The sequence below is a fragment of the Lysinibacillus sp. COL-1 genome, from assembly GCF_059814265.1.
In genome coordinates, this window is sequence record NZ_JCAWSJ010000004.1 from 3,297,439 (window position 1) to 3,311,252 (window position 13,814).

The following is a 13,814-nucleotide window of genomic DNA, read 5'->3' on the forward strand; positions in this document are numbered from 1 at the left end:
GATAGGAAAACTAGCTATTGAATACAAATGAAAAGTATGGTACATTTTGGTCAACTAAAAGCAAAATTGCAGGGGGACTCGAAAGAGTTGAGAAGGTAAAACCTGACCCTTTGAACCTGTTAGTTAATACTGACGTAGGGAGCAACAGACATCGATTTTTTCAGATGAAAGGCTCTTTTTCGTGTATTTTCACATAAAAAGAGCCTTTTTGCATGCTTACGTCCATCCACAAAGGAGGACTAAAATTAAAATGATATTTCAAACAATTCGTCAACAGCAACCACTTATTCATTGCATCACAAACTATGTGGTGGCAAATTTCCAAGCAAATGGTTTATTAGCATTAGGTGCTTCGCCCGTTATGGCTGACGATAGCCAAGAGGTTGAGGAAATGGTAGCAATGGCACAAGCATTATTAATTAATATCGGGACACTCAATACTCGCACCAAAAACGCCATGCTGTTAGCAGGAAAAAAAGCTAATGCACTTGGCATTCCAGTTATATTAGATCCAGTTGGGGCAGGGGCTACAACTTATCGCAAGGAAACCGTTCAATACTTACTTGAAAACATACAATTTGCCGTAATTCGCTGTAATATCGGTGAGCTTGCGGCTATAGCCAATGTAGATTGGCAACAGAAAGGTGTAGATAGTGGTCATGGCTCCATGTCACTGGAGACGGAAGCATTACTAGTGGCACAACGATATAATTGTATCGTTATTGTAACAGGTGAACGTGATCTTATAACAAATGGTGAGCATAGCCAGTGGATAGCTGGTGGCCACCCACAAATGACAGAGGTCACTGGTACTGGCTGTTTACTTAGTGCGCTTTGTGGTGCTGCCTATGTCGCAGGTAACAAGCCATACAACCAATTAGCAGAAACACTCACTTACTATAAAAAGGCAGCAGTACTAGCTTCTGCATTCACTGCAGATATCGGTGATTTTCAAATAGCTTTGCTTAATGCTATACATCGTTTATCAAAGGATGGTGAAGCATCATGCATATTGTAACGACGATTGCTGGATCAGATAGTGGTGGCGGTGCTGGTATACAGGCTGATTTAAAAACATTTCAGGAATTAGAGGTGTTCGGCACTTCCGTTATTACAGCTTTAACTGCACAAAATACAACAGGCGTGACAGGTGTTTTCCCCATTGACATTTCGTTTGTGGAAAAACAATTTCAAGCGTTAGTCGAAGATTTTCCGATTGCTGCAATGAAAACAGGCATGCTTTATTCCTCTGGTATTATCCAAGCCATCGCACGCATGATCGGTGAATTAAACATACCACTAATTGTGGATCCCGTGATGATTGCAAAAGGTGGAGAAAGCTTATTACAGCAAGAAGCTATTGAGGCGTTACGCTCATCTTTACTACCACTAGCTACGATTGTTACGCCAAATATACCCGAAGCAGAGGCTCTCACGGGGAGAACCATTCGCCATTTTGAGGATATGAAACAAGTGGCTCAAAGCTTTTTACAGCTAGGTGTACAATGCGTCATTGTAAAGGGTGGGCATTTAGCAGAACCACTTTATGCCATTGATTATGTATTTTTCAAAAATGGACAATCTTTTTCGATGCAGTCTCCACGAATCCAAACCAAAAATACACATGGTACTGGCTGTACATTTTCAGCAGCACTCACTGCTTTTCTTGGACGAGGTTTAGCGATGGAAGAGGCTATTATAGAAGCTAAAAAATTTATTCAATTAGCGATTATGCATGATTTAGCCATCGGCAACGGGCACGGACCTACAAATCATTTCGCTTATCAACAGCATAAGGAAGCCTGTGAGGTAATTATTCATGAAACGTGAGGATTTACAGCTTTATTTTATTATGGGGACAGGCAATGTTTTTCAACAAAATCCCATCCATCTCCTCGAAAAGGCATTGCAAGCTGGCATTACGATGTTTCAATTTCGCGAGAAAGGGTCTCTTGCCTTAACTGGATTAGCCTATGAACAATTTGCACGCCAATGTCAAAAACTTTGTCAGCAGTATAATGTACCGTTTATCGTTAACGATGATATAGAGCTCGCTTTGCGAATTGGTGCCGATGGCGTTCATATTGGACAAGATGATTTAGATGTTGAAATAGCACGTAAAAAAATCAGGAACATGATACTTGGTGTTTCTGTACATTCACAGGAAGAATTACAAACAGCTATAGACCATCATGCTGATTATGTAGGAATTGGTCCAATCTTTGCAACAACATCTAAAAGTGATGCACAACCACCATGCGGTACAAATTTTTTACAGCAAGCTCATCATCTTTATCCTGAATTACCGATTGTAGCGATTGGTGGGATTACTTGTACAAATGCACATTCTGTTTTTCAAGCAGGTGCTGATGGTGTTGCCGTTATTTCTGCTATCTGTGAAAGTCAAGACATTGCACACACTGTATCTACATTTACGTCATTATCTCGCATAAAAAAATGATCTATAAACAAACTAAAACCAGTGCCTTTTACGGTCACTGGTTTTAAGTTTATAAATGCTTAGTCAGCATTTATTGGTTGTTTGGCATACCTTTTAATTGAGATTCTGCCATTTGTACAAGACGTTTAGTGATTTCACCACCAACGGAACCGTTAGCACGAGCTGAAGCTTCAGCTCCTAATTGAACACCAAATTCTTGTGCAATTTCGTATTTCATTTGATCTAGTGCTTGTTGTACACCAGGTACTGCAAGCTTGTTTGAACTGCGGTTGTTGTTTGAAGTCATGTGTCTCACCTCCTTGTGAATATAGAATGTGCGATATTCGATTTTTAATACGAAAATTTTAAAGGTAAATTGTACCTCTAATGGCATCTAGCCAGTAATATAAAAAAGCCGTCTCAAAATGGACTTTGAGACGGCTTTGAATCCTTATAATAGTTCTGCAAACTTATCTTGTTGTTGCTCTTCTTTCTTAGGGAAAATATAGACCTCTCGATTTTTTACTGCTCGCTCGATTAGCTCATCAAAATCAGAGAAGCTTTCATAATGCTCGACCTTTTCAAGCTTCGGCTTTGTTTTTGGACTTGTAGGTGTAAAAATCGTACAGCAATCTTCAAATGGCTGAATAGATGTTTCGTATGTGCCGATTTTTTCTGCAATATCAATGATTTCGAGTTTATCTGATGAAATTAACGGACGCAAAATAGGTGTATTCGTTACAGCATTAATCGCTGTTAAACTTTCAAGCGTTTGACTCGCTACCTGCCCAAGACTTTCACCTGTTACAATGGCAAGTGCCCCAATTTCCTCACGCACCTGATCAGCTACTTTCAACATCATACGGCGTGTTGTTGTCATCGATACATTAGAAGGCACTTTCTCTTTAATAAGAACTTGTATTTCAGTAAATGGAATGACATGTAAACGAATACTAGCACCAAATTTCGTTAGTTCATTGGCAAGTACCTTTACTTTTTCTAATGAATTTTCGCTTGTATATGGTGGACTAAAGAAGTGAATCGCTTCTAATCGCACGCCTCGCTTCATCATTAAATAACCTGCAACAGGGCTATCAATACCACCAGATAACATTAATAAAGATTTTCCATTAGACCCTACAGGCATTCCACCTGCGCCAGGAATAACTTGTGCCATCATATATGTTGCATCATGACGAACTTCTACACGTAGTTCAATATCAGGCTGCTTCACTTTGACTGATAAATTTTGAAATTGCGGTAAAACATAGCCACCAATCTCACGTTGGATGGCATGAGATTCTAAAGGAAATGTTTTATCGGTACGTTTCACTTCTACTTTAAATGTATGCTGCTCATCTTTAAATGTCTCCATTATAGTGATGGCAAGTTTCTTCATACTTTCTATATCTTTTTCACATGCAGCCACAGGGCTAAAAGATTGAATACCAAAAATTTTAGGTAAGCCTGTTACAAGTGCCTGCATTTGTGTTTCGTTTTCTATAGCAATAAACATACGATCACGCTCTGTACGAATATGCAGCTGTCCTAGATCGGCAAAAGCATGACGAATATTTTCACGTAAGCGACGGATAAAATCCATTTTGTTGCGACCTTTTGTAGAAAGCTCACCATATCGAATTAAAATTTCTTTCCAAATCATTACTTAATTTCTCCTTTGAGTTCCAGCATGACTTCTGCTAGTACTTGTTTAAACTTTTCTATATCTTGTGCTGTGTTATGCGCACCAAAGCTCATACGAATTACACCTTTTTTATAATGCTCATCAAGGTGCAGAGCCTCGACAACATGGCTTGTTTTCGTTTGCTTCGATGAACAAGCACTTGATGTTGACACAATGATGCCACGTTTTTGCATAGCATTAATAATGACTTCCCCTTTTAAATCACGAACACTGAACGATAAAATATGTGCAGCTCCTTGTGGAGTCGATAAAATATGCACTGCCTCTCCGTATCCTTTTAGTTGCGTACGAATTTCATCTTGCCATTGACGGTATTTCATTGCACGGTCATTCAATGTTTCTACTGCTAATCGAGCCGCTTTTGCTAATGCAGCTGCTTGCGGTACCGCTACAGTACCACTTCGCAAACCAAATTCCTGACCTCCACCAAGTGCATAAGGCTGCCATCTCATGCTTTTACGAAAGGCTAATACACCTGAGCCTTTAAAGCCATGAATTTTATGACCAGAAATAGCAATACTGTCTGGACCTTCTTCTCCATTAAAGGACACAGCTAATTTCCCAAAGCTTTGAACAGCATCAACATGAAGAGCTGCTCTACTCATTTCATGAATCATTGCTGCTGCTTCCTTAATAGGCTGGATAGCACCCATTTCATTATTCACATGCATAATGCTGACTAAAATTGTATCTTTACGTATTTTAGCACGCAGCTCCTCTAAAGAAATGACTCCATGTTGATCAACTCGAAGATAGTCAACCTCATAGCCCTCTTTTGTAAGCTGTTTAACTGTTTCTAAAACCGATGGATGTTCTATTTCAGTCGTTAAAATATGCTTTCCTATATGTGTATTACTACGTGCTATACCAAAAATAGCTGCATTATTTGACTCGGTCCCACCTGAAGTAAATAGCACATTTTTTGCCTCTGTCTGCAAAATATCTGCTACTTGCTCACGTGCACGCATTAATAAATCATTTGCTTCAACTCCCATGGCATGGATGGATGCAGGATTGGCATAATACTGCTCATTCACTACCATAAATGTCTGCATAACCTCTGTTAAAGGTTTTGTTGTTGCACTATTATCTAAATAAATTGTCTTAACCATCACTTTTCACACACTTTCAAAACGTTGATTTAACGGTATTTATCATAACGCAATCTTTGGCGATTGACCACTAACTTTCACGATTCTTCAAATTTTAAATAGCATATTACACTTTTTTCAACATTGTAATAAAGACTGTTGGTGTACTAAATTCACTATCTTTGACAAAGCCGAATTTTTCATAAAGACAAATGGCTCTCTTATTAAATCGGGCCACAGTTAAACGAAGCGGTAGTTGATGCTCTTGTTGAATTGTTTTGACAATAAACGAAAAAAATGCCGTCCCTAAGCCTTGACCAGTTAGATTGGGCTTCATACCGATGCCGATATCTACATAGCATTCTGCATATGCCCCAATGTCATGTCCTTTCGGTACTTGTGCGGCTGTGCCTGTGCAATAATAGCCGATTAACTCCTCCCGCTCATTAAAGATAGCATAGTAGGGATTTTCGAGCATTTCTTGTAAGGTTTCATCTGATAAATCATTATTATAAAAATCATATGGTGCTGCATAATGCCATTGTAAAATTTCACTCGCATACTTCTCATTCATTTCTCGTAGCGACAGCTTCAACCGTATCACACCTTTCCCTCTATTTAAAAAGAAAGCTGTCTAAAAAGTAATCGCTATACTTTTTAGACAGCTAACAGTTATTTGAATTAATTTGACATAGACTCTTCTGCAACCATTTCTTGAATACGTTTTAAAGCACCTGGCTCCATCTCTTCAACAGCTGTTCCTGCTTCTTCTAATGCTTTCGCATAACGGAATTGATGGAATGCCTCTTCAGCTTCTTTTAAACGCGCATTCAATGTTGGATTCGAAGCACGATGACGATTTCCATACTGAATAATACGTTCAATAAGCATAACATTTTCTATTAACTCATGTGCTTTGACTTTTACATCCTCTACACACAGTGTGGCAGCATTTAAATTATTATGAACAGTCCCCATATTTAGTGGTACTTCTTGCAGGCTTTGCATAACAATGTAGATGTGCTCTGCAGCCTCATCAAGACGTGCATCCATTTCCTCAGGGATTCCTGGGATATTGGCCTTGTTCAATAAGCGATCTGTATCTTGTAATATTTTCTTTAAATTCTCAACTTGAGCGCGGGCTTTATTTTCATCAATTCGAAGCTTCTTCATTGTATTTGATAAATGTCCTTGCTCCTCATGAATTCGTTCAAGCTCTTCACTAATTTCGATTAATTCTTCCTGTAAACTAGAATAAGCAGATTTTTCTTCTCTCACACGCATAGCTAATAAGTCGTAGCGACGTTGTAATGCTTCCAATTGCTTTAATGCAGCTTTCGGAATTTCTGCATCCTTTTCGTTCAAATGATAACTTTGTTGCACATAGGTCGCTTCATCATTCACTAATTTTGTTGAAGAAATAACATTAGTGATGGAGCTTAATAAACGCTCACAATTTTGATCAACGTAATTTTTAGCAATAACCTCTTTTTCAAGTAAATCATAAAAATGATCGATTTCTTCATTTATTTCTGTCACACGAGGTTTAACTACTGTTAAATTAAGCGCTGCTAAGTCTTTTTTTAATTCATCAAACTCTTTTTCATACTTATTTAATGCCTCAGTCAATTCTAAATGCTGTAAATAGTAAGATTGATCTTCCATTTCACGTTGACCATTCCGCAATTCCTGAACCGCTCCTGGTAGCTTCACTTGTAATTCCGTTAAAATAGTTGGGACATCATTAATAAATTCAAAGGTCTGCTGTGATTCTTGATTTAAACTAATGACAATTTCGCGTGCTTGCAAATAATTCCCATCATTTGTCAATACATCAAACTCTTCAAACTTTTGTACAAATGTTTCTAGCTTTTTCTCAAGTGCAGGTAACGCTACACCAAATGAATGTTGGTGAGCAAGCAAAGTCTTTCTTGCAGAGCGATAATATTCCTTTAATTGTTCAATTTCAATTCGATTTTTTTCTTCGCTGCCAATTAATTCATTTAGTTCTTCTAAAATTTTATCTTTATCTTGTTCGCATTTCTCAATATAATCTTCAATTTCACGTTCTATAAACGTCGCTTTTTTAAAACGAAGTCGATTAATTTGATCCTCAGCATCAAACAGCAATGAATCAATTTTAGTCATATGTACATCGATGACCTCATCCCAAGTATTACGCCATCGTTCAAACATTTCTTCCGTTTCACCGTTCATGTTTAAAGATTTTACTTTTGAAATTTCTTCATTTATAGGATTATGTTGAATTTGTAATTTTTCATTTTCAAGTTTTGCAATGATTGCAACATGTTTTCTTCGCATCATAAATCCTACTATGGCTAAAATTAATAGTAGGATAATCGGAATGATGATATACTCCATCGTAAGCCTCCTATTCTACAATAAACGAATTGGCTAGTTGTCTTTATTATATACTATGTTTTCGCCTTTTGTACTAAAATTTAAGTGTTTTTCAGAAAACTGTATTTTCGCTATTGTGAAATACTTAAATAGCGCATCTATAGAGCTAAAGGAGTGGTAAATTATGAAACGTGATGGGCATATACATGGTCCTTTTTGTCCACATGGCAGTTCAGACTCTTTCGTGCAATATATTGAAAAAGCAATTTCTCACCATTTCACTGATATCACCTTTACTGAACATGCCCCATTACCAAAAAATTTTGTCGATCCTACCCCGCAAAAAGATAGCGGAATGAATCCACATGATCTCATGCCCTACTTTGAGGAATTGCAACACCTACAAAAACAGTATGCACAAGATATTCGCATCCGAATTGGGTTAGAAGTTGACTATATCCAAGGTTTTGAACAAGAAACTCGGCAATTCCTTGATACATATGGACATTTTTTAGATGATGCGATCTTGTCTGTCCATTTTTTGCAATGGCAAGATTCCTTTGTCTGTATCGACTTTTCTCCTGAGTGCTTTATTGATTTTTCAAAAAAAGTCGGCTCTGTTAAACAGGTTTATGATTTATATTATGATACTGTCCTACAATCCATTAAGGCCGATCTTGGTCCATACAAGCCGAAGCGGATTGGGCATCCATCTCTTGTTCATAAATTTCAGCTAGTGCATAATGAAAAAATCAATGATGCCTCACGCATCAAAGAAGTATTAGACAGCATGAAATGTGGGGGCTATGAGCTAGATATAAATAGTGCTGGTTTAAGCAAACAATATTGTCAGGAGCCTTACCCTCCATTTACTTTTATCAAGTATAGTCAAGCTATTGAACTGCCATATGTATTTGGTTCGGATGCACATAGCGCAACGGACTTACATCAACATCATAATGTTATATTACCAATATAAATAATTTTTAAACGAGGTGCTTATATGTTTACAAAAATTAATTACGAAGGATCAATTGCTGGCCAATATCTGACATTATCCAAACAATTAGATGCACTACTGACTGGCGAAACAGATTTGATCGCCAATTTAAGTAATGCCTCAGCACTTTTAAATCAGTTTTTAACTGACATTAACTGGGTTGGCTTTTATATCCTACAAGAAAATGAGCTTGTACTCGGACCATTCCAAGGTCTTCCAGCCTGCGTGAGAATCCCCATTGGTCGTGGCGTTTGTGGAACATCCGTGGCAACGAAAGAAACGATTGTTGTCAAAGATGTGCACGAATTTCCAGGACATATTGCCTGTGATGCTGCTTCACAGTCCGAAATTGTGATTCCATTGATAAAACAAGGCAAGATCATTGGTGTCCTTGACATTGATAGCCCCATTGTGAGCCGTTTTTCAGAGGAAGACCGCAATGGCTTAGAACAATTTGTCCAAACATTACTTCTTCATTTATAAAATATTAAAAAATTGCCCTGAAATGTTTTATATTGTCATTTCAGGGCAAATTATTTGTACAGCCATAGACATTTCGACTTATTCGCCTATACATTAGTTTGATAAGAGCCGTCATGAATGCAAAAACGATTTTTCCCACTATTTTTCGCTTCATATAAGGCTGTATCAGCATGTAAAAAAACAGATTGGAATGCTGGTCGGTCTCGTTCATCCCATGTTATGAGGCCCGCAGAAATAGTTACTTGTGGATCTGTAGTACTCGGAATAACCTCCACAATGGCGGATGCTAATTCTAATGCTTCCTGCTCCTTGATATTTGGTACATAAACAGACATCTCTTCTCCGCCCCATCTTGCACAAATCCCACGACTACCAATCGTCTCTTTCAATTGGAGTGCAATTTGCACAAGAATTTTATCCCCTACTTGGTGACCGTACGTATCATTGATGCGCTTAAAATTATCAATATCAATTAACAAGAACATCCCAGACTGGTCGTATTCAAGCGACTTTTCTACAAATTGATCGAGATAACTGCGTGCATATAGTTTTGTTAAATGATCCAAATCGACCATTTCCTGAAGTTGTGTTCGTAAAATTGAATTTGCAATGGCTAAAGAGGAGTGATGAATTAACGATTGCATTAATTTAAAACTATCGAACGAAAAGAAATATGGCTCTTTATGTAAGACAATACTAAAACCATTGATCTTTTCTTCCATTAATATAGGGATCGCCATAATGGAACGGTACTCAATTTGATTCGCTGTTAAACGACTGAAATCGGCAATAAACAGTGGATCATTCGTTTGAGCAAAATGCTGCTCAACATGTTTTATATAGGTCTGCCCCTCTTCTGCATTGAACAAAGATGTACTTGCGCCCGTCACTTCAAACGTATCATTTTTTTTAAATGCAAAACAAACTTCCATTGGTTGAAAAGATTTCAGTAACTGCTTTTGTAGGAAAAGTAACATTTCATGAATGTCAATCCGCATATTTAAACGATGTGATGTTTCATTGATGAGTTGTAAATCGCTTACAAGACGATGCGATTGATGATATAATTTTGCATTTTCAAGTGCATTTCCTGACGCTTGTGCAAGCATTCGTACGAAGTCTTTTTCAGTCGTTGAAAAAAGATAAGTCGTTGGTGCACTTACTTGCAAGATGCCATAGATAGCTTGCCTGCCCTTTATCGGCGCATTTAACAATCGACAATTTAAATCACTCGCTAGTTCTGTTGTTAACTCTCCTGATACAAAAGCCTCAATTGTAGCAGGTCTTTCTGATAAATAATCAAAAAGCTTAATATCGATGGTCGTATGTCGATCTTGATCATTCGATAATATAAGCTCTACATTAAACTCAGGGAAATTATCCCTTATATTTTTCAATACATTTTCTAAAATTAAATCAATATCCATTGTTGAATGAAATAAATCAGTCATATTATAGAGTTTTCTATATTGATCTTCGTTTATTTTGACATCTAAATTGTCCCTCATCATTTGAAGAACCTTCGAAAGTATTTCTATACACTCTTCACCATAATCCGAGGTCATAAAGTCATTCCAAGACTCTGATGCCTCCACAAGTAATACACCAATGGGATGTTTGCCCTCTGCTTGGAAAAGCACCATATCTGTCATCATTGAATAGGCCTGTCTTGCTTTTATTATATAAGGAATTTTCACTACTTTTTGTTGATAAAAACTAGCTTCGATCATCAGCCATGACACAGCATTTAGCTTTGTTTCAATTGTTAATGAAGCCATCTCCTCAATAGGTATTAATGAATTACCTTCAAAGCTGAGAAAAGCTGCATTATCAATTTTCAAGTGCTTCTTTAGACACTGTTTTAATGAATAAAAATACCCATTAAAACTAGCTTGTTCTTCATTAGAACTCACCCAAAAGCTCAAAACATCAGATTTTATATATTTTAGCGTTTGTAAATGGTCTGTCATGAAATCACCTTTTCTATATAACGTCCAAATCAATTACTATTAACTTATAATATATTATACATAATTTGTGTCATTTTGACTATGTAATTATCCCTTACTTTTACATTTTACATTACACAGCGTATCATTAACTATTTTCACATCATTTGAAATAGGTCTTAAGGAATTTCCTACTATGAAAACTCATGATGAAATTTTATATGTTAATAATTGACGTCCTTGTCCTGAGCAGTTACAATGGAGTTTGTGTAAAATAAACGCAGCAGTGGTATAAGCTTATAACTGTATTTTATTCCTCTATTTTCATATGTACAACTACTTAGATTCTTCTAGCAACGGAAATTAGATGGTGTATTGCGTAACCTAACGGCTGCATAGGCGAAAATACATGAAAATAAAATGCGTGTAAGAATGGGTACTACTGGTTTTTGTTTTACAACAAAAAAACCAAATTTAAAGGAGGAGACAACAATATGTCTCGTTATACAGGTCCATCTTGGAAATTATCACGTCGTCTTGGTATCTCACTAAGCGGTACAGGTAAAGAAATCGAAAAACGCCCTTACGCACCAGGTCAACACGGTCCAAACCAACGTAAAAAATTATCAGAATACGGTTTACAACTTCAAGAGAAGCAAAAACTTCGTCATATGTATGGTATGAACGAACGTCAATTCCGTACACTATTTGACCGTGCTGGTAAAATGAAAGGTGTTCACGGTGAAAACTTCATGATCCTTCTTGAAACTCGCCTTGACAACTTAGTTTACCGTTTAGGTTTAGCTCGTACTCGTCGTGGTTCTCGTCAATTAGTTAACCATGGTCACATTTTAGTAGATGGCAAACGCGTTGATATCCCATCATACAGCGTAAAACCAGGTCAAACGATTTCTCTTCGTGAAAAATCTCAAAACCTTGCTGTTGTAGCAGAAGCTATCGAAGTAAACAACTTCGTACCTGACTACTTAACATTCGACGCTGACAAAAAAGAAGGTACATTCACTCGCCTTCCTGAGCGTTCTGAATTATCAGCTGAAATCAACGAATCATTCATCGTAGAGTACTACTCTCGTTAATGAGTTTGCTCTGCAAAGAGTAACACAAAAAGCCCTAGAAACCCTGTTAAATCAAGGTTTTCGGGGCTTTTTCTATTTTATCAATTGTGCAATTTAAAGAAAGAAAACACTTTATATTGGGGCTAAGTGGGGCTAATAAATGGGGCTAACGTGTGCATAGTAATAAGTGAGTTAAAGCAAGGCATAAAGGCACTTTAACCACACCTAATGTTAAGGTTTAGTTTGGGGCTAAATGGGGCTTATAAAAATATGGCGAGAGTTTGTATAGGAATGTGTGAGTAAAAAAGATTGGAGCAAACATTAACTTCAATCTTTTTTGTTATGTAAATAGACTATCCAAGGCTCTTCAGGAGGTAATTGCTTTTCCCTCTAAAGAATCGGACCAATAATTGAACGAATTATTCACAACAATAAGATGAATTTAATATTCTTCCATAAAAGTTAAAAATCAGAACCACCAGTATAACTGGTGGTTTGCTCTGCGCGTGAAACGCTGGGGTACTGGCCCATGTCTAAAGACATTCCGAATGGTCTGCCAACCGCACTCCGTTTTCACACAAACCGCTAAAGCGGCTTACTTATTTTTTCTTTCTCTTGATTTCTTCTCCTGTGAATGGATCAATGAATTCTTTCATCGTCATTTGATCTTGCAAGATATCTTCTTGTAATTGATTTTTTATATACTCTTGTATCTTTTTCTTATTTCGGCCGACTGTGTCCACATAGTATCCTCGACACCAGAATTGACGATTACCGTATTTATACTTTAAATTCGCATGTCGGTCGAAAATCATTAGACTACTCTTCCCTTTTAAATAACCCATGAACGCAGATACACTCAATTTCGGTGGAATACTTACCAACATATGAATGTGGTCAGGACAGGCTGTTGCCTCTATGATTTCTACATCTTTTCTTTCACATAATTGGCGCAATATTCTTCCAACATCTGCTTTAATTTGACCATAAATAATCTGCCTTCTATACTTTGGCGTAAAGACGATATGATACTTACAATTCCACGTTGTATGTGCTAAACTTTTATTATCCATTTATGGTGGCTCCTTTCGTACGAAGTCGGTTGACTAGACCTGACTTTATTGTACGTTTGGAGTTTTTTTATTGTCCATAGCTAAAAGCTTTCCGGAACCCCCTGCATAGCAGGGGGTTTTCAAAGCACACAATAAAAGCCATATCTCAATTGAGAAATGGCTAAAATAATGTTAGTGTCTTTTCAATTATAAATCCTAAATAACTACATCTGCAAGATGAATATTTTGATCAATCTTTAAAGTTATATTGTAATCTTGCCAAAAAGCATCATTTTCATTATTAGCTATTATTTTTCCATGTTTTAAAGATTGCTTAATTTCATTTCTAAACCTTCCTAAACCTAAATTTTTATACCTATTTAATCTTGGAGGTAACCTGTCAACATTTGATAAGTTAATTAAAAATGAATCGGGTATAAAAGATTCATAACTATTTTCCCTAAGTTCAGTTATTATTCCATCTTCAATTCGAATCGTGATAAGAAAGTCTTCATAAAAAGCAATGCTTAATTCGAAGTAATCTTTTTTTAAAAGAAATTCATTATTTACCATCTTTTTAATCGTTTGTTCTATATTCTTTATAAATATTTTTTCATAATCATCTACTGCAGAGGTTCTTATATGATAATCCATTGT

Annotated in this window: 14 protein-coding genes and 1 riboswitch; of the genes, 6 read left to right on the forward strand and 8 right to left on the reverse strand. The window is 36.8% G+C overall.

All coding sequences use genetic code 11. The features are described from left to right. Window positions 1–60 precede the first annotated feature (60 nt). Window positions 61–158, forward strand: a riboswitch (TPP riboswitch). Between the two features lie 92 nt (window positions 159–250). From thiM to thiE, 3 genes are read left to right on the forward strand one after another with little or no spacing between them, the layout of a single operon-like run. Then, the gene (thiM, locus tag AC6BKE_RS24495) at window positions 251–1,018 is read left to right on the forward strand and encodes a hydroxyethylthiazole kinase (RefSeq protein ID WP_036118892.1); all 768 of its coding nucleotides are present in this window, start codon (window positions 251–253) and stop codon (window positions 1,016–1,018) included. Next, window positions 1,006–1,830, forward strand: a complete 825-nt coding sequence (thiD, locus tag AC6BKE_RS24500; RefSeq protein ID WP_036118890.1) for a bifunctional hydroxymethylpyrimidine kinase/phosphomethylpyrimidine kinase — start codon at window positions 1,006–1,008, stop codon at window positions 1,828–1,830. The genes thiM and thiD overlap by 13 nt, the downstream gene beginning before the upstream one ends. Continuing rightward, window positions 1,820–2,461, forward strand: a complete 642-nt coding sequence (gene thiE / locus AC6BKE_RS24505; RefSeq protein ID WP_499858187.1) for a thiamine phosphate synthase — start codon at window positions 1,820–1,822, stop codon at window positions 2,459–2,461. Before thiD ends, thiE begins: the two co-directional genes overlap by 11 nt. Before the next feature lie 70 nt (window positions 2,462–2,531). Here the strand turns inward: thiE and AC6BKE_RS24510 are convergent, their stop codons facing one another. The 5 genes from AC6BKE_RS24510 to ezrA all read right to left on the reverse strand — a co-directional run bounded on the left by AC6BKE_RS24510 (window position 2,532) and on the right by ezrA (window position 7,618). Beyond that, window positions 2,532–2,747: an alpha/beta-type small acid-soluble spore protein gene (locus tag AC6BKE_RS24510; RefSeq protein WP_036118875.1), complete on the reverse strand. Its 216-nt coding sequence runs from the start codon at window positions 2,745–2,747 to the stop codon at window positions 2,532–2,534. Window positions 2,748–2,891: 144 nt separating this feature from the next. Continuing rightward, complete coding sequence (thiI, locus tag AC6BKE_RS24515) at window positions 2,892–4,103, reverse strand: tRNA uracil 4-sulfurtransferase ThiI (protein WP_036118873.1); 1,212 nt, start codon at window positions 4,101–4,103, stop codon at window positions 2,892–2,894. Beyond that, entirely contained in the window at window positions 4,103–5,257 is a 1,155-nt protein-coding gene (locus AC6BKE_RS24520; protein ID WP_036118871.1) for a cysteine desulfurase family protein, read from the reverse strand. The genes thiI and AC6BKE_RS24520 overlap by 1 nt, the downstream gene beginning before the upstream one ends. A gap of 106 nt (window positions 5,258–5,363) precedes the next feature. Next, entirely contained in the window at window positions 5,364–5,831 is a 468-nt protein-coding gene (locus tag AC6BKE_RS24525; protein WP_089934181.1) for a GNAT family N-acetyltransferase, read from the reverse strand. Between the two features lie 86 nt (window positions 5,832–5,917). Further along, entirely contained in the window at window positions 5,918–7,618 is a 1,701-nt protein-coding gene (gene ezrA / locus AC6BKE_RS24530; RefSeq protein ID WP_036118869.1) for a septation ring formation regulator EzrA, read from the reverse strand. Window positions 7,619–7,781: 163 nt separating this feature from the next. Here ezrA and hisJ point away from each other — a divergent pair, with 163 nt between their 5' ends. Both hisJ and AC6BKE_RS24540 read left to right on the forward strand, forming a co-directional pair. Next, window positions 7,782–8,576, forward strand: a complete 795-nt coding sequence (gene hisJ / locus AC6BKE_RS24535; protein ID WP_499858188.1) for a histidinol-phosphatase HisJ — start codon at window positions 7,782–7,784, stop codon at window positions 8,574–8,576. A 24-nt stretch (window positions 8,577–8,600) separates the two neighbouring features. Then, window positions 8,601–9,080 (forward strand): free L-methionine (R)-S-oxide reductase MsrC, encoded by a 480-nt coding sequence (locus AC6BKE_RS24540; protein WP_036118867.1) that lies wholly within the window; start codon window positions 8,601–8,603, stop codon window positions 9,078–9,080. An 86-nt stretch (window positions 9,081–9,166) separates the two neighbouring features. Here AC6BKE_RS24540 and AC6BKE_RS24545 read toward each other — a convergent pair whose 3' ends face one another. Next, on the reverse strand, window positions 9,167–11,050 hold the full coding sequence (locus tag AC6BKE_RS24545) for a sensor domain-containing diguanylate cyclase (protein WP_036118866.1): 1,884 nt from the start codon (window positions 11,048–11,050) through the stop codon (window positions 9,167–9,169). A 473-nt stretch (window positions 11,051–11,523) separates the two neighbouring features. Here AC6BKE_RS24545 and rpsD point away from each other — a divergent pair, with 473 nt between their 5' ends. Further along, window positions 11,524–12,126 carry a 30S ribosomal protein S4 gene (gene rpsD, locus AC6BKE_RS24550; RefSeq protein ID WP_036118865.1) on the forward strand — a complete coding sequence of 201 codons (603 nt, stop codon included), beginning with the start codon at window positions 11,524–11,526 and terminating at the stop codon, window positions 12,124–12,126. Between the two features lie 578 nt (window positions 12,127–12,704). On the opposite strand, the gene tnpA is transcribed toward rpsD, so the two are convergent. Together tnpA and AC6BKE_RS24560 are read right to left on the reverse strand one after the other, a co-directional pair. Beyond that, on the reverse strand, window positions 12,705–13,178 hold the full coding sequence (tnpA, locus tag AC6BKE_RS24555; RefSeq protein ID WP_499858189.1) for an IS200/IS605 family transposase: 474 nt from the start codon (window positions 13,176–13,178) through the stop codon (window positions 12,705–12,707). A 195-nt stretch (window positions 13,179–13,373) separates the two neighbouring features. Next, window positions 13,374–13,811 (reverse strand): hypothetical protein, encoded by a 438-nt coding sequence (locus tag AC6BKE_RS24560; RefSeq protein WP_499858190.1) that lies wholly within the window; start codon window positions 13,809–13,811, stop codon window positions 13,374–13,376. Window positions 13,812–13,814: the final 3 nt, after the last annotated feature.